The sequence below is a fragment of the Wenyingzhuangia sp. IMCC45533 genome (assembly GCF_054111225.1).
Window position 1 is genome coordinate 2,180,649 of sequence record NZ_CM134197.1, and the last position, 22,370, is coordinate 2,203,018.

Annotated in this window: 20 protein-coding genes and 1 tRNA gene; 12 read left to right on the plus strand and 9 right to left on the minus strand. The window is 33.0% G+C overall.

Annotated features, from left to right (window positions below; genetic code table 11):
* Positions 1-24 precede the first annotated feature (24 nt).
* The 3 genes from ACXGQW_RS09650 to ACXGQW_RS09660 all read left to right on the plus strand — a co-directional run bounded on the left by ACXGQW_RS09650 (position 25) and on the right by ACXGQW_RS09660 (position 4,042).
* Positions 25-2,229, plus strand: a complete 2,205-nt coding sequence (locus tag ACXGQW_RS09650; protein ID WP_457822345.1) for a RelA/SpoT family protein — start codon at positions 25-27, stop codon at positions 2,227-2,229.
* 79 nt (positions 2,230-2,308) lie between these two features.
* Positions 2,309-2,749 carry a Fur family transcriptional regulator gene (locus ACXGQW_RS09655; RefSeq protein ID WP_457822347.1) on the plus strand — a complete coding sequence of 147 codons (441 nt, stop codon included), beginning with the start codon at positions 2,309-2,311 and terminating at the stop codon, positions 2,747-2,749.
* A 21-nt stretch (positions 2,750-2,770) separates the two neighbouring features.
* Entirely contained in the window at positions 2,771-4,042 is a 1,272-nt protein-coding gene (locus tag ACXGQW_RS09660; RefSeq protein ID WP_457822348.1) for an adenylosuccinate synthase, read from the plus strand.
* Positions 4,043-4,226: 184 nt separating this feature from the next.
* Here the strand turns inward: ACXGQW_RS09660 and ACXGQW_RS09665 are convergent, their stop codons facing one another.
* The gene (locus ACXGQW_RS09665) at positions 4,227-5,510 is read right to left on the minus strand and encodes a hypothetical protein (RefSeq protein WP_457822350.1); all 1,284 of its coding nucleotides are present in this window, start codon (positions 5,508-5,510) and stop codon (positions 4,227-4,229) included.
* Between the two features lie 158 nt (positions 5,511-5,668).
* Here ACXGQW_RS09665 and ACXGQW_RS09670 point away from each other — a divergent pair, with 158 nt between their 5' ends.
* The gene (locus ACXGQW_RS09670) at positions 5,669-7,177 is read left to right on the plus strand and encodes an OstA-like protein (RefSeq protein WP_457822352.1); all 1,509 of its coding nucleotides are present in this window, start codon (positions 5,669-5,671) and stop codon (positions 7,175-7,177) included.
* Complete coding sequence (locus tag ACXGQW_RS09675; RefSeq protein WP_457822354.1) at positions 7,170-8,369, plus strand: aspartate aminotransferase family protein; 1,200 nt, start codon at positions 7,170-7,172, stop codon at positions 8,367-8,369. Before ACXGQW_RS09670 ends, ACXGQW_RS09675 begins: the two co-directional genes overlap by 8 nt.
* A gap of 42 nt (positions 8,370-8,411) precedes the next feature.
* On the opposite strand, the gene ACXGQW_RS09680 is transcribed toward ACXGQW_RS09675, so the two are convergent.
* Both ACXGQW_RS09680 and ACXGQW_RS09685 read right to left on the minus strand, forming a co-directional pair.
* Complete coding sequence (locus ACXGQW_RS09680; RefSeq protein WP_457822356.1) at positions 8,412-8,963, minus strand: hypothetical protein; 552 nt, start codon at positions 8,961-8,963, stop codon at positions 8,412-8,414.
* Between the two features lie 266 nt (positions 8,964-9,229).
* Positions 9,230-10,138, minus strand: a complete 909-nt coding sequence (locus tag ACXGQW_RS09685) for an ROK family protein (RefSeq protein ID WP_457822358.1) — start codon at positions 10,136-10,138, stop codon at positions 9,230-9,232.
* A 221-nt stretch (positions 10,139-10,359) separates the two neighbouring features.
* Between ACXGQW_RS09685 and ACXGQW_RS09690 the strand changes: the two genes are divergently transcribed.
* Together ACXGQW_RS09690 and ACXGQW_RS09695 are read left to right on the plus strand one after the other, a co-directional pair.
* The gene (locus ACXGQW_RS09690) at positions 10,360-11,208 is read left to right on the plus strand and encodes a transketolase (protein WP_457822360.1); all 849 of its coding nucleotides are present in this window, start codon (positions 10,360-10,362) and stop codon (positions 11,206-11,208) included.
* A gap of 79 nt (positions 11,209-11,287) precedes the next feature.
* Entirely contained in the window at positions 11,288-12,058 is a 771-nt protein-coding gene (locus ACXGQW_RS09695; protein WP_457822362.1) for an alpha/beta fold hydrolase, read from the plus strand.
* Between the two features lie 67 nt (positions 12,059-12,125).
* On the opposite strand, the gene ACXGQW_RS09700 is transcribed toward ACXGQW_RS09695, so the two are convergent.
* Entirely contained in the window at positions 12,126-13,763 is a 1,638-nt protein-coding gene (locus ACXGQW_RS09700; RefSeq protein ID WP_457822364.1) for a choice-of-anchor I family protein, read from the minus strand.
* A gap of 227 nt (positions 13,764-13,990) precedes the next feature.
* Positions 13,991-14,066: transfer RNA gene (locus ACXGQW_RS09705), tRNA-Phe, on the minus strand.
* A 100-nt stretch (positions 14,067-14,166) separates the two neighbouring features.
* Here ACXGQW_RS09705 and ACXGQW_RS09710 point away from each other — a divergent pair.
* From ACXGQW_RS09710 to ACXGQW_RS09720, 3 genes are read left to right on the plus strand one after another with little or no spacing between them, the layout of a single operon-like run.
* Entirely contained in the window at positions 14,167-14,913 is a 747-nt protein-coding gene (locus ACXGQW_RS09710) for a type III pantothenate kinase (RefSeq protein ID WP_457822366.1), read from the plus strand.
* Entirely contained in the window at positions 14,894-16,177 is a 1,284-nt protein-coding gene (locus ACXGQW_RS09715; protein WP_457822368.1) for a hypothetical protein, read from the plus strand. The genes ACXGQW_RS09710 and ACXGQW_RS09715 overlap by 20 nt, the downstream gene beginning before the upstream one ends.
* 15 nt (positions 16,178-16,192) lie before the next feature.
* Positions 16,193-17,554, plus strand: coding sequence for a hypothetical protein (locus tag ACXGQW_RS09720; RefSeq protein ID WP_457822369.1), 1,362 nt, complete (start codon positions 16,193-16,195; stop codon positions 17,552-17,554).
* A gap of 216 nt (positions 17,555-17,770) precedes the next feature.
* On the opposite strand, the gene ACXGQW_RS09725 is transcribed toward ACXGQW_RS09720, so the two are convergent.
* Positions 17,771-18,430 carry a hypothetical protein gene (locus ACXGQW_RS09725; RefSeq protein WP_457822371.1) on the minus strand — a complete coding sequence of 220 codons (660 nt, stop codon included), beginning with the start codon at positions 18,428-18,430 and terminating at the stop codon, positions 17,771-17,773.
* Between the two features lie 147 nt (positions 18,431-18,577).
* On the opposite strand from ACXGQW_RS09725, the gene ACXGQW_RS09730 reads away from it, so the two are divergent.
* The gene (locus tag ACXGQW_RS09730; protein ID WP_457822373.1) at positions 18,578-19,897 is read left to right on the plus strand and encodes an aspartate kinase; all 1,320 of its coding nucleotides are present in this window, start codon (positions 18,578-18,580) and stop codon (positions 19,895-19,897) included.
* A gap of 86 nt (positions 19,898-19,983) precedes the next feature.
* Positions 19,984-20,145 (plus strand): hypothetical protein, encoded by a 162-nt coding sequence (locus ACXGQW_RS09735; protein ID WP_457822375.1) that lies wholly within the window; start codon positions 19,984-19,986, stop codon positions 20,143-20,145.
* A 75-nt stretch (positions 20,146-20,220) separates the two neighbouring features.
* Here ACXGQW_RS09735 and ACXGQW_RS09740 read toward each other — a convergent pair whose 3' ends face one another.
* The 3 genes from ACXGQW_RS09740 to ACXGQW_RS09750 are packed head-to-tail and all read right to left on the minus strand — an operon-like array spanning position 20,221 to position 22,333.
* On the minus strand, positions 20,221-20,682 hold the full coding sequence (locus ACXGQW_RS09740; RefSeq protein ID WP_457822377.1) for a DUF6428 family protein: 462 nt from the start codon (positions 20,680-20,682) through the stop codon (positions 20,221-20,223).
* Between the two features lie 6 nt (positions 20,683-20,688).
* Entirely contained in the window at positions 20,689-21,387 is a 699-nt protein-coding gene (locus tag ACXGQW_RS09745) for a peptidylprolyl isomerase (RefSeq protein ID WP_457822379.1), read from the minus strand.
* 46 nt (positions 21,388-21,433) lie between these two features.
* On the minus strand, positions 21,434-22,333 hold the full coding sequence (locus ACXGQW_RS09750) for a Ppx/GppA phosphatase family protein (RefSeq protein ID WP_457822381.1): 900 nt from the start codon (positions 22,331-22,333) through the stop codon (positions 21,434-21,436).
* Between the last annotated feature and the right edge of the window lie 37 nt (positions 22,334-22,370).

The window sequence follows — 22,370 nt, forward strand, 5'->3', positions numbered from 1 at the left end:
TAATTTTTATTTACAACTTAGCTTATGGGGTATGTAATTGATACAGAGAAAGAGAATAAGGAGATTACTAGACGATATAAAGATCTGTTAAAGGATAGTTATCAGCATTTGTCAGAAGAGGATAAAAAGCTAATTCGTAGTGCTTTTGACATCGCTGTGGAAGCGCATAGTGAGCAGAGGAGAAAAACGGGAGAACCCTATATTTATCATCCTATTGCCGTAGCTAAAATAGTGGCTTACGAAATTGGTTTGGGAGCTGTTTCCATTGCGGCTGCGTTGTTACACGACGTAGTAGAGGATACAGATTATACCATTGAAGATATGGAAAGGTTATTTGGAGAAAAAATAGCCAAAATTGTGAATGGTTTAACCAAAATATCTAGGCTAAAGAAAGATCAAATAGCTTCTATTCAAGCAGAGAACTTTCGTAAAATGCTATTGACCTTAAATGATGATGTACGTGTTATTTTGATAAAAATAGCAGATCGTTTACACAATATGCAAACGATGGATGCGATGCCACCTCACAAGCAGGTAAAAATAGCTTCTGAAACTTTGTACATATACGCACCTTTGGCTCACAGGTTAGGTCTGTTTAATATTAAAACCGAACTAGAGGATCTTGGGCTTAAATATACCGAGAACGAGGTTTACAAAGATATTGAGAGGAAAATTATAGAAAACAAAGACAATCAGTTAGATTATATTGATAATTTTTCTTCTAAAATAAGCGAAGATTTAAAGAACCAAGGATTTAATTTTAAGATAAAAGGGCGAACTAAATCTATCTTTTCTATCAGGAAAAAAATGCGTTCTCAAGGAGTGCGCTACGAAGAAGTATATGATAAGTTTGCGATCAGAATTATTTATGATTCTGATGAAGAAAACGAAAAATTTGATGCTTGGAAAATTTATTCCATTGTTACAGATAATTACCGTCCGAACCCTAGTAGGTTAAGAGATTGGATTTCTCAACCCAAAACTACGGGTTACGAAGCACTGCACATTACGGTAATGGGACCTGAGGGAAGATGGGTGGAAGTGCAAATACGCTCTAAGCGGATGCATGAAATTGCAGAGAAAGGTTACGCAGCTCATTTTAAATACAAGCAAGGAGATGTTAATGAGAGTGGATTAGAATCTTGGTTAAATAAACTAAAGGATACGTTGGAAACCACAAGTCCTAATGCGGTTGATTTTGTAGAAGATTTTAAACTGAATTTATATGCTAAAGAAATTTTTATTTTCACGCCTACAGGAGATATAAAATCTTTACCTAAAGGAGCTTCAGCCTTGGATTTTGCGTTTAGCATTCATACTGATATTGGTTTAAAATGTAGAGGTGTTAAAGTTAACGGTAAGTTAACGCCTTTAGACAGGGTTTTAAATAGTGGAGATCAAGTTGAGGTGATTACATCAGCCAATCAAAAACCATCAGAAAGATGGTTGACATTTGTGGTTACCGCTAGAGCCAGGGCTAAAATAAGACAAGCCTTAAAAGAAGAAGAAAGAAAAGTAGCGTCTTACGGAAAAGAAGTATTGAAGCGTAAACTACGCCATTTAAAAATGGAGCCTACCGATAAAAATTTATCTAAAATGGTTTCGTTCTTTAAATTGAATACTACGTTTGATTTATTTTACAGAATTGGAGTTGGAACGATAGATAACACGCAGATAAGAAATTTTGCCAACCAGCAAACAAGCACCTTTGCAAAACTATTCCGTAGAACCAAATCCGAACCCGAAAAAACGCTTAAAAAAGAAGAGCTCACTACCAACTATGACTTGCTGTTATTTGGGAACGAGAATGAAAAATTAGAGTACACCTTAGCAAAATGTTGTAATCCTATTCCTGGAGACAAAGTATTTGCTTTTTTAACGATTAATGAAGGAATTAAAGTCCACAAAAACAATTGTCCGAATGCCATAAGTATGCAGTCTAATTATGCGTACAGAATTATGAAAGCCAATTGGGTAGATTCTACCAAGCAAGCTTTTAAAGTAACACTAAGCATTACAGGAGAAGATGGAGCAGGAATGTTAGGAAATATTACGCGAGTAATTTCTATTAATAACAATATCAATATCAATAATTTAAACATTGCAGGAGATGGAAGTTTGTTTGAAGGAAAATTTACGGTAACGGTACCTAACAGAGCCAAGCTTAAAAAAATTATAGGGCAATTACAAGGTATACAAGGAGTCAAGAGAGTTAAACGTATTATATAAAAAAAAACAGTTCTTTTATTATCGATATCAAATAAAAGTATAAATTTGCAACTTGCTGTTTTTAAACAACAATCTAGTTATGGATACTAAACAAAAGAATCAAGAAACTGTAAAAAATGTGTTTGTAAAGTTCTTAGAAACTAACAAACACCGCAAAACTCCTGAGCGTTTTGCTATTTTGCAGGAAATATATGATTTAGAAGAACATTTTGATATTGAGTCTTTGTACATCAATATGAAAAACAAAAAGTATCGTGTAAGTAGAGCTACTTTATATAACACTATTGAACTTCTTTTAGAGTGTGGTTTGGTACGAAGACATCAATTTGGTCAGAATCAAGCGCATTACGAAAAAAGTTTTTTTGACAAACAGCACGATCATTTGATTTTAGATAATGGAGAGGTAATTGAGTTTTGCGACCCTAGAATCCAAACTATTAAAAAAACAATAGAAGAAGTTTTTAACGTAGAAATAAACAAGCACTCTTTATATTTTTACGGAACTAAAAAAGAAAAATAGAATTTTACATTTATAAATAGAATGGCAGTAGATTTATTATTAGGATTACAGTGGGGAGACGAGGGTAAAGGAAAAATAGTTGATGTATTAACTCAAAATTACAACTTAATATCTCGTTTTCAAGGAGGTCCAAACGCAGGACACACTTTAATTTTTGATGGACATAAACATGTTTTACATACAATCCCTTCAGGAATTTTTCACAAAGAAGCTGTAAATGTAGTAGGTAACGGAGTGGTTATAGATCCTGTTATTTTCAACAAAGAGATAGAAGACTTATCTAAATTTGATATCGACTTTAAAAAAGTATTATTAATTTCTAGAAAAGCACACTTAATTTTACCTACTCACCGTTTGTTAGATGCTGCATCTGAAAAAGCTAAAGGGAAAGATAAAATTGGTTCTACATTAAAAGGTATTGGTCCAACTTATATGGATAAAACAGGACGTAACGGAATGCGTGTTGGAGATTTAGAGTTGGATAACTGGAAAGAAATTTTTGAGACGTTAACTCAAAAACACCTAAAAATGATTGCATTTTACGGTGTTGAATTAGACTATAATTTAGAGGAGTTAAAAGCTAATTTCTTTGCAGCTGTAGATAAGTTAAAAGAGTTGACTTTTATTGATAGTGAAGAATATTTACATACTGCTATTAAAGAAAATAAAACCATTTTAGCTGAAGGAGCTCAAGGTTCTTTATTGGATGTAGATTTTGGAACTTATCCGTTTGTAACCTCTTCTAACACAACTGCTGCTGGAGCGTGTACTGGTTTAGGGGTTGCACCTAATCAAATAGGGGAAGTTTTTGGAATTTTTAAAGCTTACACAACTCGTGTGGGTTCAGGGCCTTTTCCTACAGAATTATTTGATGAGGATGGAGCTACCATGGCAAAAGTTGGTCATGAGTTTGGAGCTACTACTGGACGTCCACGTAGATGTGGATGGTTAGATATGGTAGCTTTAAAATATGCTTGTCAAGTAAACGGAGTTACGCAGTTAAACATGATGAAGGCAGATGTTTTATCAGGTTTTGAAACGCTTAAGGTTTGTACGGCTTATGAATACAAGGGTGAAGTAATTAAGCATTTCCCTTACAATGTTGAGCCAGAAAATGTAAAACCTATTTATACAGAGTTAAAAGGTTGGAAAGAAGACTTAACGGGAATGACTTCCGAATCAGATTTACCTGAGGCGTTAAATGATTACATTGCTTTTATTGAAAAGGAAACAGGGATTAAAATTACAATTGTATCTGTAGGACCAGATAGAAAACAAACGATAGAGAGATAAATTTCTACATAACAGATATCACAAAAGAGCCTTTATTTTTTAATAAAGGCTCTTTTTTATTTTGTTAATAATACTGAGATGAATAGAACTTTGTCTTTGCTGTGTTCAACTCACAACTCGTTAGTATGGAAAGTAGCGTAGTCAATAGCATTTTCTGTTTTTTTTGAAGATAGCGTTTCGGGAACTACAAATACTTTTTATTAACGTTATTCTTTGTAAGATACTCGTTTAATGGAATCAAAGTTTCTTTTTTGTAGATGATGATATCATTGTTTTTAAACTGATAATTACCATTTTCTAATTTAGTAATACTAGTTTTTCCTGTGTATGTTCCGTTTTCGTCAGCAGGGTTTTTAACCTCATTTTTTTGAGCATCAATCCATTTATCTTTAGAAGTCCCTATGATGTTGTGGTGTACATATCCAAGATATCCAATTTCTTTTTTAGTTAAAATGCTACCATCTACATGAAATAGATATCCGTGTAAGGAAAGGTTTTCGTCATAAATTGTATAAATACCTCCGCCAATACTTCCTCCGTAGTAATACCACTGTTTGTTAATTTTGACTTGTTCCTTTTTGTTATAAGAATCTATGACATCTTCCGATTTTAGAGGTTTTAAAACTGCTTTATAATCTGTAATAAATTCAAATTCTTTTTTCTTTAAATCAAAAACCAATGTGTGCGTAGTATTATTTGGATAAGTAACCAATTTGTGGTTTCCTCTTGGGTTTGTTACTGTACCGTAGGTAGTAGATATTTTATTAAAATCACTCACATTAGGGATTTTATAAGATACTGAGGTTTGTGTATCGAAACATAAAATTTCAGTTGCGTTAACGGTTTTGTCTAAAAGCAAAATATACCCATCGAAAAATCTAAAGTCTTTATATTTATCAGGGTTCACTAAAATATTAGCTTTATCATCAATAATTCCAATAAGGTTATTTTGTTTAATAACTGTAATACCGTTTTTGTTGAAATCCCCTACATAGTCAGCTTTAAAACTAAGCTTATCAGACAACTCTTTCCAAGTCTGTTTAAGAGCTTTTACTCTGGCCAACTCTTTAACGTGAGCAGCTTTTTTTCTTTCAATTTCATTATTAACCTTATTGATGCTATCAATTTTTTCTTCTATTTCTACAAACAGCTCTAATTGATTGTTGTATTCATCAGAAGTTTTGTCTTTTGCTATTTGAAAATAATGTTTTGCAAATTTCTTGGCATCCGTAAACTTCCCTTGTAAGTAGTTAACTAGTGTTCCTAGTCTATCTACTCTATCTTCAGTTACTTCATAATCCAATAAGACAAGTGCTTTGTTTAAATTTTCCTCAGCAGAAGCCAAATCTTCACTATTTAAGTTTTTTTCGGCTTTATTTATGTAGACACCTGCTATTTCTTTATTGGTTTGAGCGATGCTAAAAGTAAGAGAGAAGACAATGGTAAGTAAGGTTAAGATTATTTTCATACAGATATTATAGATAAAATGATATTTTAGGCAAATTACAAAAAAAGCGAGCTATAATCAACGGTGACAACAGAATATACCCTCAAAAAACTTTTGGATAATGCATAATAATAGGCTTGGGTACACTCTTTGATAAACAATTAATCGATTATATTTGTATGAAAACAGTTACATTGAAAAATACCCTATATATTTTTGTGTTATTAGTTTCATTTGTTACTTGTGCGCAGGTTAGCAAAATAAAGGTGTTACACGCAAACCAAACTTACAGAAATCAGCAGCAATATCCCGGAGCTGTTGTATTAAATGGAGATGTTAAAGTAACTCACAAAGGTGCGCTCTTAACTTGTAAAAAAGCGCTTTACTACCAGCTTGAAAACAGGTTGTATGCTTACGGCGATGTTTTGGTCAATCAAGCAGACACGTTAACTCAAAAAAGCAATCATTTACAATATGATGGAAATACCGAAAAAGCGTTGTCTTGGGGTCAGGTTATAGTAAAAGATAAGGATATTACTTTAACAACAGATACCTTACACTTTAACAGGGCAAAGCAAATTTTATCTTATGACTGTTTTGGAACGATAGTTAATAAAGACAACACGTTAACAAGCCAAATTGGTGAATATTTTGCAGATGATAAAAAGTTAACCGCTAGACAAAACGTACAAGTGGTAAATCCTGATATGAAATTAGATACAGGACATATGGATTATTACACAGCATCGGGAAAATCTTACCTATACGGCCCTTCTACAATTAAAAACAAGGATAACGATTTGTATACCGAGAGAGGAATTTATAATACTAGATTGTCATTAGGATATTTATTAAAAAACTCAATTATTTACCATCGTACCAACGAAATAAAAGGAGATAGTTTGTACTACAATCAAAAGACAGACTTTGCTTCTGGAACAGGAAATTTAATCATCACAGACACGATAAACAATGTTATTGTTAAAGGAGATTATGGAGAAGTCTTTAGAAGTAAAGATTCTATCATTATTTCTAAAAAACCTTTGGCGATTTCTATAGTGGATAAGGATTCTATGTACATACATGGTGATACTTTGTCTGTGACTGGTTCGGAAAAAAATAAATTGATGAAAGTGTATCATCATGTTAAAATATTTAAATCTGATTTAAGCGGTAAATGTGATTCTTTGGTCACCCATCAGGCAAAAGGTATTACAGAGATGTATAAAAATCCTGTTCTATGGTCATTAGACAATCAAATAACAGGAGATAGTATTGTATTGATTAACAATATTGAAACCAATAAACTCGATTCTTTAAAGATTAAGAGAAATGCCTTTATAGTTCAAAAAGACAGCGTAGGCTATAATCAGATAAGAGGGAGAAATATGTATGGGAAATTTGAAAATCAAAAATTAACCTCTTTATTATCTAAGGGTAATGGGGCTGTGGTAAACTATGCCAGAAGCGAGGAAGGGGAGCTTTCTGCCATTATGAATATGGAATGTAGTAACATATTGTTTAGTTTAAAAGAGGGTAAAATTCAAGATATTAAATTTTTGAAAAAACCTGATGGTAAAACATATCCTCCAAGTAAATTTCCAGCAGATAGAGCTTTGTTAAAAGGGTTTCTTTGGAGAATAGTTGAGAGACCACTAACTAAAGAAGACATTTTTATACATGACTGATATCAGAAATGATTTTTTTAAACACCAAGCCCAAACCACTCCTCATTCTTTGGCAATAGAAATCGTAAAAGCTAAAGGGAGCTACGTATATGGAGCTGACGGAAAAGAGTATTTAGATTTTATAGCAGGGGTCTCTGCCAACAGCTTGGGTCATAATCATCCTAGAGTTTCTAAGGCAATTAAAGATCAAGTAGACAACTATACTCATGTAATGGTTTATGGTGAGTTTATTCAACAACCTCAAGTAGAACTTTGCAAATTGTTATCCGATTTGTTGCCCAAAAATTTAGATACAGTATACTTAGTCAACTCTGGAACGGAGGCTACAGAAGGTGCATTAAAACTAGCCAAAAGAGTCACAGGAAGATCAGAAATTATTGCGGCTAAAAATGCCTATCATGGAAACACTCAGGGAGCGATGAGTGTGTGTGGAGCAGAAAATCAAAATTCAGCCTTTAGGCCTATAATTCCGGGCACAAAATTTATTCAATTCAACAGAGAGATAGATCTGCTAAAAATCACAGACACTACTGCAGCCGTAATTTTAGAAACCATTCAAGGGGGGGCAGGGTTTATTGTTCCAGAGAATGATTATTTAAGTAAAGTAAAAGAACGGTGTAATAAGGTAGGAGCTCTTTTAATTTTAGATGAAATACAATCTGGAATTGGGAGAACAGGTAAATTGTTTGGCTTTGAGCATTATAATTGTACACCAGATATATTAATTACTGGTAAAGGATTGGGAGGAGGTATGCCTATAGGAGCTTTTATTAGTAGTTATAGATTTATGGAAAAACTCCAGAATTACCCAAAACTAGGACACATCACAACTTTTGGGGGACACCCAGTGATTGCAGCTTCAGCCTTAGCAACGTTACAAGAAATTACTGAGAGCAATTTGATGCAAGAAACTTTGAGAAAGGAATTATTGTTTAAGGAGCTACTTAGTGGAGTAGTTGCTATTAAGGAGATAAGAGGAAAAGGGTTGATGTTAGCTTTAATCTTAGAAACAGAAGAGATAGCTACAGAGTTGGTTTTAAGGAGTATGAATGCAGGTTTATTATTGTTTTTCTTGCTATACGAGAAAAAAGCTGTTAGAATTAGTCCACCCTTAACCATTTCTAATATAGAAATTAAAAAGGGATGTAGTATTCTGTTAAGTGTGTTAGAAGACATAAAAAAAGGAGAGTGATTCTTAAATCACTCTCCTTTTTTGCTATTATGTTATTTCAAATTACTGGATTTGAATATTGTCAAAATCTTGAAATTCGCTAGCGTCTAGTTTTTTATCAGAATTTTTGTCTAAACCACTAAAAAGTTTCTTGTATTTTTTCTTAAATCCATTCTTTTTAGCATATGCTTTATACTCTTTAATACTGATAGATTCGTTTTGGTCCTTATCAACTAAACCAAAAATTTCATTTTTCTTATTCTCAGCTTCTTTCAATTCTGCTGAACTTTCCTTAGTTTGGAATAGGCTTCCATTAAAATCTTTAGCTCTTTCGTTAGCTCTTCTCCAGTTAGGTTTTTGAGCAAATTCCTCAAGACTTACTAAATTGTCCTCATTATGATCTCTTGAAAAGAAGTATACTACAGGATCTACTTTTTTTACATCTTTTCTATTTTCCTTGAAGTATTGAAGGTATTCTTCCATAGATGCATTCCCATCTTTATTAAGATCTATCCATTGGAAAGATTTTTTAGCTTTTTCCATACTTGTTTGAGAATAACCATTAGTTAGTGTTAAGGTTAAAAAACTGAAAAGGATTAATTTTACTGTGTTCATATTTGTTTGATGTTTTTTATTGTTTATGTTGCAAAAGTATTAAAATTATTTAACAGAATTGTATTAGTCTGTATATGTATTGTCTTTTTTAGTATTTTATGGTTGTTTCAGTGAATATTCATGTCTTTTTTGTTTTATATATTAAATGATTGTTAATCAGTTTTTTGTTTGTGAAAAGTAGGTTAGGACGTTAATTTAACACTACACTATTGAATAATAACTGTGTTTTTTATCAATTAAACAGTTTGCAAGAAATTCAGTTAAAATTATTTGTGATGAAAGCACAAAGCAGCCGCTCCTATAATTCCTGCATCGTTACCCAAAGAGGCTAATTTAATGTCTAGATTTTCGATGTAATATTTAGGAAGTCTACTTTTTAATTCTTTATTCATACTTTTCCTAATGATGCTGAATACCTTACTCACTCCTCCTCCAATATATACGGTTTGAATATCTAAAATTCTTATAGTCGTAACTAAAGTTTCTCCTAGAACAGTCCCTATTTTCTCAAACACTTCCAATGCTAAAGGGTCACCTTTGGTGGCAGCCATCACTACTTTTTTTGCATCTAATTTTTTCTCAATAAGATAAGTCTCTTTTCCTTTCCTTATTTTAGAAATCGCTAAATCTACAATGGCTTTTTTTCCCATATTTTCTTCAGCTGTTTTTCCATTAGAAGTTACAACGTGTCCTGCTTCCATAGCATTTCCGTTACCTCCTTTAAAAATCTTCCCATTCAATACCGCAGCGCTTCCTAACCCAGTACCCAAAGTCATAAATAAAAAATCTTTTGGAGTTTTAGACTTAGCAAAGTTTAGTTCCCCAATAGCAGCAGCGTTGGCATCATTTTCTAGATAAAAAGAAATGTTCGGAAGTTTTTTTTCTAAAATACTTATCAGGTTGACATTATTAAATTCATGGATGTTAGCCATAAATACCGTGCTTTGTCTATCTTTAGAGATAAGACCTGGAACAGCAATTCCAACCTTAGAAATATGAGAATAATCTTTTAGTATTTGCCCGATTTTTTTTGCAAACGCATTGATAAAATCTCCTGTTTCTCGTAAATTAAAAGTAGGGTGCTTTATTTTTTTTAAAATAGTTCCTTCATTATTCACAATTCCAAATTTAATATTGGTTCCTCCAACATCTATGCCTAAATATTCTTCTTTCATTTTTAAAATTGTAGTGTCGTGTAATTTTTTGTAATTCAAACTTAATTGAAGTAAAAATAAATATAAGTAAAGAAAATTTAAATTTGACACATGTTAGGAAAAATATTGAGTGATATGGGTTTGTTGAGCTTATAAAAAATTGCTAAATAAGCAGATATAGAAATAAAATAATTTGCGCTACATAAATAAAACTGTATTTTTGCGGCACTAAATAAATTATAATGGCAACTATTCAAGAGCTAAAACATTTTACACAACAAGTAAGGAGAGATATCGTACGTATGGTACATGCTGTAAGTTCAGGTCACCCTGGAGGTTCACTGGGATGTGCAGAATACATTACTGTACTTTATCAAGAAATCATGAAATATGATGCTTCTAACTTTGAAATGGACGGAAAAGGAGAGGATTTGTTCTTCTTATCTAATGGACATATTTCTCCAGTTTTTTATAGTGTCTTATCTCGAAGCGGATATTTTCCAGTATCAGAGTTGGCTAGTTTCCGTTTGTTAGATTCTAGGTTACAAGGTCACCCAACTACTCACGAAGGTTTGCCAGGAATAAGAGTTGCATCTGGATCTTTAGGACAGGGTATGAGTGTTGCTATTGGAGCTGCTCAAGCTAAAAAATTAAACGGAGACAATCGTTTGGTTTACAGTTTACACGGTGATGGAGAATTGCAAGAAGGTCAAAACTGGGAAGCAATTATGTATGCTGCAGGTAAAAAAGTAGACAACTATATTGCTGCTGTAGACGTAAACTTAAAACAAATAGATGGTACTACCGATGAGGTGATGCCAATGGGATCTTTAAAAGCTAAATTTGAATCTTTTGGATGGGAAGTTCTAGAAGTTGAAAAAGGTAACGATATAGAAGTTATTATAGCTGGAATTAAAGAGGCACAATCTTTAACAGGTAAAGGAAAACCTGTTTGTGTTTTATTGTACACAGAAATGGGTAACGGAATTGATTTTATGATGCATACACATGCTTGGCATGGTAAGGCACCTAACGATGAACAATTGGAAAGTGCGTTGACTCAAAATCCTGAAACATTAGGAGATTATTAAGAGTAGTTCTTTTTAATTGCATTATAAAACAAAAAGCTCTGCTCATGGCAGAGCTTTTTACTTTTGTTAAAATACTTACATGTTAAATTATAAAACATATTACAGTAGTAATGAAAAACCATGGATAACCTTTGTGCATGGAGCAGGTGGTAGTAGTTCTATATGGTTTCCTCAAATTAGATTTTTTAAAGAAGATTTTAATCTCTTATTAGTAGATTTAAGAGATCATGGAAAATCTAAATCCCTACATCATAAAAGTACATATACGTTTAAAAATATATCTAACGAAGTCGTAGAGGTTTTGGACCATTTACAGATAAGAAAAACCCACCTCGTAGGTATTTCTCTTGGGACTATTGTAATTATGGATATAGCTCACAGACATCCGAATAAAACGTTATCCTTGGTGATGGGTGGAGCAGTAATGTACTTAAATTTTAGAGCTCAATTTTTAATGAAATTGGGCTTATTTCTAAGGAGTTTAGTACCGTATATGTGGTTGTATAAATTTTTTGCATTTATTATTATGCCTAAAAAAAATCATAAAAAATCGAGAGATTTTTTTGTGAACGAAGCGAAAAAAATGAATCAGAAAGAATTTGTCAAATGGTTTTCTTTGGTGTCAGGAGTCAATAAATTATTATCAACTTTTAGAAAAGTCATAATTAACGTTCCTGTTTTGTACATGATGGGGGAACAGGATTACATGTTTTTGCCGAGTGTTAAAAAAATTGTAGCTACACACGCAAATAGCAGTTTAGAAGTAATCAGTAATAGTGGACATGTAGTAAATATTGAAGCCTCTAAAATTTTTAACGAAAGAGTATTGAAATTCTTTGAGAACTGTTAAAAGCATAAAGACAAAAGAGGTTGTCCAAAACAAAATTTAGACAACCTCTAGTTTTTGGTGGTTTAACTTATTTTATTTCATAAATAGCAATAGAGCTAGAAACTTCGTGAGTGGCAATCATTAAATAGTTACCTGTAGGGCTATCTTCTTTATTAATAACGATTAATCCTTCTGGAGAAATATCATTAGAATCTTCAAGCCATTTTACAAACTGCGGATTTAAAGGATCGTTTATATCATAAACTAGAATTCCGCTAGTTCTTTCTAATCCAACAAACAAAAGTGTGTTTTCTCCTGCTTTAAGTACTTTTACAGACTCTGGTTCTGCACCTTTGTCATCGGATCTACTATCAGTCTTTGCATCCCCGTTTCTGTTAAAAATACTTGGAGCCAAGGCCAGCGTTCTTCTAGCAATTTCAGAACCAGAATCGTACACTAAAGCCCCTTCAGCATTCCAAATAGAGAAAGAACGCGCTCCATAACCATAAATTTGGTCGATATCTCCGTCGTTATCAGTATCTCCATTAGCGGTAGTGGCTTTTAATCTACCTAAATTTTCTTTTTCTTGAAGCCAGTCAGCGTTAGGATACGCTGTTGGATCTAAGTTTAATTTACTTACTCTAGTTTCTGAAACAAAACCAAACTCGTCATCGTCTAATTCTTCGTTATCATTGGTGTCATCAATATATTCCCTAGCATCACCTTCGTTTGCAGATACAATAAAACCAGCACCGTTAGATGTAAAATAATCTATGGCATCTGGCATATAATAACTCAGTACGGGCCAGTTTTTTAGGTTTCCAACGTTGTCGTCTTTGTCAGAAGCATCAATTTCGTTGCCTGGTTTGCTGTAGTCCTTTGTACCTAGACCTACTAATTTTGTAATAGATTTAGTTTCTAAATCTAAAATAGCAAAACCGTTATTTTCTTGTAAAGCTATGTAGGCTGTTTTAGAATCTTCTGAAACAGCAATGTATTCTGGTTCTACATCTTGTTCAAGCGTTGACGGAATAGCATTATTACCACCGGCCTCAGTTTGTATTTGTCCGAATACTCTAAAACCGTTACCTGGATTCGATAACCCAGCAAAGGGAACTTGGGTGGTAGTACCAGTTGCAACTTCTACAACGGTAATAGATCCTTCTGGATCCACAGTATATGCTTTATTAGGTTCTCCCTCATTTGCGGAAATTAGGTACTTACCATTAGGAGAGAAAGTAACCATATCTGGTAACGCTCCCGCAGCGTACGAGGCAACAGCTATCTGTGTATCGGTATTGTAAGTTTCTATGGTACCGTTGGCTTGTTTGTTGTTGTTTTCTACAGCAACAGCCAAAATTCCATTGTTTACAGCAACAGAATTTGGAGCTCCAGGTAATGTTATATCACTTTTTTTAACGGGGTTTGTAGGGTCTGTCAGGTCTAGTACGGAAATCACTCCATCTTCAGCATTGGTAATAAATAACTTTTTGGTGGTAGGGTCAAATGCAGAGATTTCGGCAAATGCTTCGTCATCACCATTAGTAAAGGCTCCAATTTTTTCAAAAGTTGATAAAGAGAGATTCCCGTTAACTCCATCTTTACCGTTTATTCCATCAATTCCATCAATTCCATCTTTACCATTAATTACGTCATCATCACAAGAAGTAAGCAATGTAAAAGAACCCAATACGGCTAAAAATATTGGTTTAAGTATTTTTTTCATGTTAAAATAATTTGTTTGTTTAAGTGATAACAAATCAACAGAAATGAAACAGGATAGATGTTATTTAAAAACTATAGAAAGGTTATGAAGATGATAGTTTAATGTTAAGAAGTTTAACAGAATCTCATTTAATTGTTAATTTAACATTTAATCGATTGATAGCTAGTAGATTAATTTTTTAAATTGAAGTCATAAAAAAACCTCAACAAATAAATGTTGAGGTTTTATGGTGGTGCCTCCAGGAATCGAACCAGGGACACAAGGATTTTCAGTCCTTTGCTCTACCAACTGAGCTAAGGCACCATGCTTACTTTGTTAGCGGTTGCAAATATAGGAGGTTTTTTAAGTTCTACAAACTTTTTGAAGAAAAAAATGTAAGTATATTTGAAAATAAATAGACCCTATGATGTATTTAGTTATTGATGAAGGAAATACAAGAATTAAAATAGCTGTCTTCAATCAAAGAGAACTAATTGAGATTCAATTATCGGATGTCGATTCTTTTATGGAGCACTATCTTTTACTATGTGGCAAGCATAAGTTTGAGGCAGCCATATTATCATCTGTAACAGATAAAACTCTTGAAATATATAATGAATTGCCCATTGCGCAAAAATTTAACTTAGATAGCACGACTCCGTTGCCGTTTAAAAACTTGTACCAAACTCCCGAAACTTTGGGAGTTGATAGGCTTGCTTTGGTAATGGCTGCTTACGTTAAGTACAGAGGGAAAAATACATTGATAATTGATGCTGGGACATGTATTACTTATGACTTTTTAAACGATGCGGGTGAGTATTTAGGAGGGGCAATTTCTTCAGGAGTACAAATGCGGCTTGACGCGATGTCTCATTTTACACAAAAATTACCCAAATTAAAACTTGAGGATTCAGGGGTTAGCCTAATAGGACAAACCACAAAGCACGCTATGCAAAGTGGTGTATTTAATGGTACGGTGTTTGAGATGAATGGCGTTATTCAAACCTATGAACAAAATTTTGATAAAGTTAATACGATATTAACTGGAGGGGATGCTAATTTCTTGTGTAAGCCATTAAAAAATAGCATATTTGTCAACCCTAATTTTTTGCTAGAAGGATTAAATGAGGTGCTAATTTACCAATTAAAACATGAGACAAAATTTAAATAGTTTATTAATCGTATTGGTTACATTAATGACTGTCAAAGTATTTTCACAAGAACAACAAGTATCTTCATTATTATCAAATTACGGATTGGGAGTAAAGTTTTCTGAAGCTACTGTAGCAGAAAGGGCACAAGGGGATTTATCAGTAGTAAGCAACAATACTCAAGAAGTTATTTCTATTGCAAACCCTGCTTTGTTAAGCAATTTACAACTCACTTCTTTTTCATTGTCTTTTCAGTCGTTAAATGCAGATGTACAGACTCAAAATACTGAGTTTGGTAGCTCGGCCATATCAATTTCTAACATATCTTTCGGAGTACCTTTAGGACAAAAAGGTGGTTTTGCTTTGGGTTTAAGAGTAGATTCTGCTGTTGGATTTGAAGTACAAAACGATGATTTTTATAATTTTGGTAACGGAACTGTAAATCACGTGTATGTTGGTTTTGGGTATGAGGTCTATAAAGGACTATCTTTAGGAGCGCAGTTAAACCAATATTTTGGAAGAACAGAAAAAAGGAGAGCTGATAGGAGTGTACAGCAATCTGTAATTAGAGATTTTGATTATAATACTACTGCCACAGCTGCTAAGTTAGGAGTGGAATATAAAACGTGGCTACCTAAGGGTATTTTGGCTAGAGTTGGAGCTTATGGAGTTTTTGGATATGATGTAGATGCTACAGGAACAACATCAAGGTTTTTGGGTGTTGAAACTACGGAAAACAATTTTCAAGTTATTGCTGGTCAAAATATAGTAGAAGAGCGTGTGAAGGGAACAGAAAAAAATCCTTTTAAGTCTGTAATAGGAGCAGGGTTAGGAAAATCTAATCATTGGTTTGCAGGAGTTTCTTACGAAAACCAAGATGCTTTGGAGTATAGTGGGGATATATTTAACGAAACCTTAAACGCTTCAAATGCAAGTCAAGGAAATTTATCTGCTAACTTCGAAAAAAAATCTAAGATAAGTTTTGGGGGATACATTATTCCAAAAAAATATGCTTTAAAAAACTATTTAAACAGGGTTCATTACAGAGCTGGGTTCAAATATGAAAAAACTGGTTTGACGTTAAATAACAACAGCGTAAAAAATCTTGGCATATCTTTTGGTTTAGGTCTACCTGTTGGGAAAAGAGTTTCTTACGCTAATATTTCTGTTGAGTTAGGTAGGTTGGGTGAGTTCTCAGAAAATAAATACGAAGAAAAGTATTTTAACATTGGAGTGAATTTTTCACTTTCAGACAAGTGGTTTAATAAAAGAGTAATAGACTAAACAATAATCAAAAGAATGAAAACAAAATTAATTACATTATTTACAACTGTATTTTCAGTTTTTATTTTAATGGCTCAAGCTCCTAATCAAGAAGCTGCGTTGCATTACAATATGTTAAAAACTGATATTAAAACAAAGAATTACGATTCAGCTATCAAAAACTTAGATTGGTGTTTACAAAATAGTCCTCATTTAACAGCTAATATTTATAAGTATGGAGGTGATTTAACCAAGAGATTATTAAAAAAAGGAACTCCAGAGCAAAAGCAAGCAATTACCGAGGTAGGGAAATCAATGTACGAAAAGCGTTTTGAATATTACCCTAACGACAACCCTGCAAAAGCTCATAGTGATTATGCTGATTTTTTGAAAGAAATTGATGGAGATAAAGAAGAAATATATTCTCATTACGAGCAAGCTTTTAAAATAGACCCAACAAAATTAGGAGTAGGTTCAATTATTTATTTCTTTAATGCAGTTGTAGAAAAACATAAGGATAATAACTTGCAGTTGGTTTTTAATACTTATGACGTTACGGTAGAAGCAATCAACAAAAAAGTAGAAGGATATTTAGAAGTCGTGCAGGAGTTACAAGCAAAAGAAGATGCAGGACAAACTTTAATATCTTCTGAACAAAGAAAATTAAAAGCAAGTAGTCAAAACTCTAAAGCTTTAGGGCAAGTAGAGGGAATTTTAGACAAAAGGTTAGAAGAGATTTCAACTTGTGAATATTTAATTCCTTTGTACTCAGAGCAATTTGAAGAGCATAAAACAGAAAAGCAGTGGTTAACGAGAGCGATCAATCGTATGTTTAAAAAAGATTGTACTACAGATGCTCTATATGCTAAATTGGTAGGTCAATACCAAGAGGTTGACCCTTCTCCAGAAGCTTCAGTTTTATATGCGGGTATTTTAATGGACAAAGGAGAAACGGCTAAAGCAATTTCTTATTTTGAAAAAGCAATAGAGCAAGAAACAAATCCATCAAAAAAAGCGAGAAACTTATACAAAGTAGCAACTATTTTTAAGAAGAGAGGACAAAATGCTAAGGCGGTGTCTTATGCCAAAAAGGCTATTGCTGTAAAACCTAATTTAGGTCGTGCGTACACTTTAATTGCAACCTCATACGCTAGTGCGGCAAACTCATGTGGTAAAGATGAATTTGAAAAACGTATGGTTTACGTAGTAGCAGAAAAATATGCTTCAAAAGGGTCTAGACTCGATCCAAGTATTGGGGTTTATGCTTCTAAATTAGCTCAATCGTACAAAGCCAATCAACCAAGTAAAAAATTAATATTCAACAACGAATCTGGAGTAAAAACCGGAGACAGTTACACTATAAAATGTTGGATAAACGAAACAGTAACAGTTCCGTAAATTTAGGCTTAGTAATTATATATCGAATTTATAAAAACAAACCCTGTAGAGAAATCTACAGGGTTTGTTTTTGTGTCTATACTTTGTTAATGTGATGGTTTTGGCGTGTAATTGACACACGTTATTCACATCTCTTATTTCGACTATATTTGTGAGAGTGTTGAGGTTTTTATCAAATGACGTTTATCCCATCAGCATACCACAAACAAGGCTTTTCTAATTTTTCTTCATATCTATTAGAATAGAAAAAGTTTTATTGATATCAACCTCTTTTACAACGATGGTGATTTCGTGAGTGGTAGATATAATTTCTTGTACAGGAATATCAGCCCAAGCCAATTGTTTTAAAATAAAATAGTAAATACCAGATTGCTCAGAGTTGGATTTGGGCAGTTTTATGGTAATAGAAGCCAAATCTTTAGAAGCCGAAAGTAAAAGCTCCGTTTTAAAAATATCTTCTATTTTGTCGTGAAGTTTTTTACTAGTAATGATATTAGTCTCAAAAATTCCTTGCGAGATGGTAAAGAAATAATCTTTGTCTTCACCGAATTCTCTAATCAAATCGGATATGCGTTTGATTAAAGTAGGAGTGTTTTTGTACGTAAAATTACCCAAGTCAGAACGAACAATAAAATCACCTAAAGTAAGCGTAATTTTTTTGATGTTCTTTCTTATTTTTAAAATACTAGAAGGAGATAGTCTGTTGATAGCCATCATAATAGCTCCAGATTTCACCTCTTTGTTTAAATCATTTTCCACGTCAGGCTGTATTACCCTAGCCAATGAAGAAACATTGATTAATTTATCGTTCAAAGCCTCTTCTAAAAAAGGTGTTTTTCTAATGATTCCTTCTACGGATTCTTGTATGGTTTTCATACGTGTTCAAATTTTAACAATTCGTATCAAGATGTAAAGATATTATTATTTTTTTGTACAAATAACACATTTATGAAACCTTTGCGCTTTTAGTTGCAAAAGACGTTTTGCTACTAAAAAATACAACTAGAACTAGAAACGATTATTATGAAAGTATTAAAATTTGGAGGAACTTCTGTAGGGAGTCCAAAAAGTATCAAAGAGGTTGCTAATATAGTACGAAATGTGTCAGGTAGAAAGACGGTGGTGTTATCTGCAATGTCTGGAACGACCAACTCTTTGCACGAAGTTGCAGATCATATTATTGGTTACCGAGAGGAAGAAGCCAACGATTTAATTAATGATTTGATTGGTAAGTATGTTGAGGTTGTTAAGGAGTTGTTAAGTGACCAAGGACATCAACAAGAAGCGATTGCTTTAGTTTCTAATCGATTTGAATATATTAGAGAACACATTGGTATTGAAATTTCATCAGCACAAATAGAAAAAAATATTGTTGCGCAAGGAGAAGTTTTATCAACGAACTTGTTCAATTTTCACTTAAAAGAAGTGGGAGCTAAAGCAAAATTAATTTCTGCTTTTGATTTTATGGAAATTGATGAAGCCAACGAACCTGTAATTTCTAAAATTACGGAAGAGTACGGTAAGATTATAGCGGCCAATGACGATGTTGAAATTTTTGTAACTCAGGGATATATTTGTAACAGTCACAAAGGAGAGATTGACAATTTAAAAAGAGGTGGTTCTGACTATTCTGCTTCTTTAATTGGTGCGGCTATTTTTGCAGAAGAAATTCAAATTTGGACTGACATTGACGGAATGCATAACAATGATCCTCGGTTTGTAGAGAATACATTTTCTTTAAAAGAAATATCTTTTGATGAAGCGGCTGAGTTGGCTTATTTTGGAGCGAAAATATTGCATCCGCAATCTGTAATTCCAGCAAGAAAAGCAAATGTTCCTGTGCTATTAAAAAATACTTTTGAGCCTGATGCTCCTGGGACTATTATCAAAAATTGTGAGGTACCCAACGGTGTAAGAGCTATTGCAGCTAAAGATGGGATTACAGCGATAAAGATTAAGTCTTTTAGAATGTTGATGGCTTATGGTTTCTTAAAAGGGGTCTTTGAAGTTTTTGAAAAATACAAAACTTCTATTGATATGATTACCACCTCTGAGGTAGCTGTATCAATCACTATTGATGACACCACTCATTTAGACCAAATTGTCGCAGAGCTTAAAGAAATAGGGTCTGTTGAAATTGATACAGACTTAAGTATTGTTTGTTTAGCGGGAGATTTTTCTGAACAACGAACAGGATCTAGTACTGCTATATTTAATAGCTTATCTAATATTCCTATTCGCATGATATCTTACGGAGGATCTAATTACAATGTCTCTTTAGTAATCAATACAGAGAATAAAAAAGAAGCTTTAGTTGCGTTAAACAACGGAGTTTTTAAATAAAAGAAATTATTTAATTTGTAGAGATAAAAGCAAAAAATGTTTTATTTTTGCAAAGTACAAACACACGAACAAAAGATTAAAATAAAATGGATATTTCTCAATTCTCAGGTTTTTTAGCATTCTTATTTGTATTCACTGCAGGTTTTTGGTTGTTGATATTCTTATTAACATTCGTAGTACCTTATTGGATTACAGGAACTGTAATAGAAAATATTAAGCTAAAGTTAGAATCAAGAAAACAGAAGTAATAGCTGTTTTATCATCATACAAAAAGCCCTGAATAGAATTTATTTAGGGCTTTTTATTTTTAGTGATTTTACTAGTTAGCAACATCCAGAGCCAGGAGCGCAACTATTTTGAATATCAGAAATTTTAATGTTAGGCTTTTTTTCAGGAATACCACAAGCATCCTCGGCTAAACAAGCTGTTAGCGTATTTGTTAGCACAAAGCGAGAATCTTTAAATTCAATTCCATATTTACCTATAGTAGCTCCTTGATATTCAACTTCTATAGGCAAATCAGATATATTGAGCTTATTTTGGGAAAGTTCTATAATATTTAAAAGTTTTTCTGGGTGCAAACGATGGTCGTAATCATCTGCTTCCCACAATTGAAAATTAACTACTTCTTCTTTTCTTTCGACACCTCCACAGTCTATAAAATGTTTGGTTATTTTACCTACTTCAGTTACATGGAAATGCCTTGGGACTAATTCACCGTTAGGTAATTCAAAACTAAGGGTACTCAACTGAGTTAATTGGTTTTTAAAATCTAATAATTTCATAATTGGTTATTTTAGTATTTCAAATGCTATATCTACATCTACTTCGGGCCATTCTGTGTTTCCATCTAGCTTTACGCTCGCAATTTTATCTATTACATCAAATCCCTTGGTAACTTGCCCAAATACAGTATGTTCGTAGTTTAGGTGAGAGCAGTCAACGTTGGTTTGCGTGATGAAAAACTCAAATGGATTTGATTTTTTATCAGGGTTGTTCACCCATCTTCTTGTCGCTGATAAGGAACCTCTTTTGTGAACCACACCTTTTCTGAATTCGGAAGGCAATCTGTAGTTGTTAAGTTGAATTCTATAGGTATCCACAATCGCTTTTTCAGACCATCCACCTTGAATAATAAAATCTTTTACAATTCTATGGAAGCAAGTTTTGTTATAGTATCCGTTTTTTATTAAGTAAATAAAACTAGCCCTGTGTAACGGAGTTTCTTTGTACAGTGTAATGTGTATGTTCCCCAGTCTGGTTTTTAAAAGAAGCTTTGTTTCTGGATTTTCTTTTCCATATTGAGTAAAAAAACTACGAACGTTTTTGTGATTGATCACATCTTTAACAAGTAGTTTTTTTTTAGGAATAGTAGCTAGCAGAGAATCTTTAATTTCTTGCAATGTTTTTTTCTTGACTATCTTAATTTCCTTTTTTAAGACATGCTTGTGAGCATTAACCTCTTTTTTAGTAGGATTTGTACAACCCATAAAAAATAAAGCAAGTAAGGCTATCCTACAGCTGTATTGAATATTTTTATTCAATAACACCAGCATACAAACTTTTTACAATTCCATCGGACAGTCCAATTTTTGGAACGTATATTTTTTTGGACTCAGACCATTTCATGGCAGATAAGTATATTTTGGTAGCGGGTATAATTACATCGGCTCTATCCTCATTTAAATTCAACTCAGAAATACGTTCTGTATAGCTCATCGTTTTCAAATATTTAAAATTAGCTTTCATGTAAATATATGATAAGGGAGACCCATCTGTTCTACCAGACATTTTATATATTTTATTGATGTTTCCTCCAGATCCTATCAACGAAATATTTTTAATGTCTTGAGTGTGTTTCTTTACCCAAGCTTTCATTTCGTTCCACTCAGATTTTAGTAAATCTTTTTGGTTTAGCATTCTCACCGTTCCCATTTTAAAAGATTTGGAATGACTAATCTTACCTTTTTCGTAGATGGTCATTTCTGTACTTCCACCACCTACATCTACATATAAATAAGATTTGCTACTGTCTAACAACTCGCTCAAATCGGTAGTGGCAATAATTTTAGCTTCTACTTTTCCATCTATAATATCAATCTTAACTCCCGTTTTTTCTAAAATGGTCGCTACGAGTTCTTTTCCGTTAGAAGCATCTCTCATAGCAGAGGTAGCACAAGCTTTATATTTCTCTACTCCATGAACACTCATCAGTAACTGAAAAGCATTCATAGCATCCGTTAGTCTGGCTATTTTTCTTTCAGAAATTTTTCCTTTTACAAAAGTGTCTTCTCCCAAACGTATAGGAACACGAACTAACGCAGTTTTTTTAAATTTAACATTCTTGCTGTCTTCCTTTTCAATAACATCCGTAATTAAAAGTCTAACGGCATTAGACCCTATATCAATGGCTGCGTACTTGTTAATTTTAATCAAAGTGTAATTGTTTTTTGTCTTTTCGAATTAAATAAAA

Excerpts from the sequence above, each read along its gene's own strand:
- ACXGQW_RS09680 (WP_457822356.1), bottom strand. The coding sequence starts at position 8,963 with ATGAACACAGTAAAATTAATCCTTTTCAGTTTTTTAACCTTAACACTA.
- ACXGQW_RS09670 (WP_457822352.1), top strand. The coding sequence starts at position 5,669 with ATGAAAACAGTTACATTGAAAAATACCCTATATATTTTTGTGTTATTA.
- ACXGQW_RS09665 (WP_457822350.1), bottom strand. The coding sequence starts at position 5,510 with ATGAAAATAATCTTAACCTTACTTACCATTGTCTTCTCTCTTACTTTT.
- ACXGQW_RS09655 (WP_457822347.1), top strand. The coding sequence starts at position 2,309 with ATGGATACTAAACAAAAGAATCAAGAAACTGTAAAAAATGTGTTTGTA.
- ACXGQW_RS09700 (WP_457822364.1), bottom strand. The coding sequence starts at position 13,763 with ATGAAAAAAATACTTAAACCAATATTTTTAGCCGTATTGGGTTCTTTT.
- ACXGQW_RS09745 (WP_457822379.1), bottom strand. The coding sequence starts at position 21,387 with ATGGGTTGTACAAATCCTACTAAAAAAGAGGTTAATGCTCACAAGCAT.
- ACXGQW_RS09735 (WP_457822375.1), top strand. The coding sequence starts at position 19,984 with ATGGATATTTCTCAATTCTCAGGTTTTTTAGCATTCTTATTTGTATTC.
- ACXGQW_RS09695 (WP_457822362.1), top strand. The coding sequence starts at position 11,288 with ATGTTAAATTATAAAACATATTACAGTAGTAATGAAAAACCATGGATA.
- ACXGQW_RS09715 (WP_457822368.1), top strand. The coding sequence starts at position 14,894 with ATGAGACAAAATTTAAATAGTTTATTAATCGTATTGGTTACATTAATG.
- ACXGQW_RS09740 (WP_457822377.1), bottom strand. The coding sequence starts at position 20,682 with ATGAAATTATTAGATTTTAAAAACCAATTAACTCAGTTGAGTACCCTT.
- ACXGQW_RS09725 (WP_457822371.1), bottom strand. The coding sequence starts at position 18,430 with ATGAAAACCATACAAGAATCCGTAGAAGGAATCATTAGAAAAACACCT.
- ACXGQW_RS09685 (WP_457822358.1), bottom strand. The coding sequence starts at position 10,138 with ATGAAAGAAGAATATTTAGGCATAGATGTTGGAGGAACCAATATTAAA.
- ACXGQW_RS09730 (WP_457822373.1), top strand. The coding sequence starts at position 18,578 with ATGAAAGTATTAAAATTTGGAGGAACTTCTGTAGGGAGTCCAAAAAGT.
- ACXGQW_RS09650 (WP_457822345.1), top strand. The coding sequence starts at position 25 with ATGGGGTATGTAATTGATACAGAGAAAGAGAATAAGGAGATTACTAGA.
- ACXGQW_RS09660 (WP_457822348.1), top strand. The coding sequence starts at position 2,771 with ATGGCAGTAGATTTATTATTAGGATTACAGTGGGGAGACGAGGGTAAA.
- ACXGQW_RS09675 (WP_457822354.1), top strand. The coding sequence starts at position 7,170 with ATGACTGATATCAGAAATGATTTTTTTAAACACCAAGCCCAAACCACT.
- ACXGQW_RS09710 (WP_457822366.1), top strand. The coding sequence starts at position 14,167 with ATGATGTATTTAGTTATTGATGAAGGAAATACAAGAATTAAAATAGCT.
- ACXGQW_RS09720 (WP_457822369.1), top strand. The coding sequence starts at position 16,193 with ATGAAAACAAAATTAATTACATTATTTACAACTGTATTTTCAGTTTTT.
- ACXGQW_RS09690 (WP_457822360.1), top strand. The coding sequence starts at position 10,360 with ATGGCAACTATTCAAGAGCTAAAACATTTTACACAACAAGTAAGGAGA.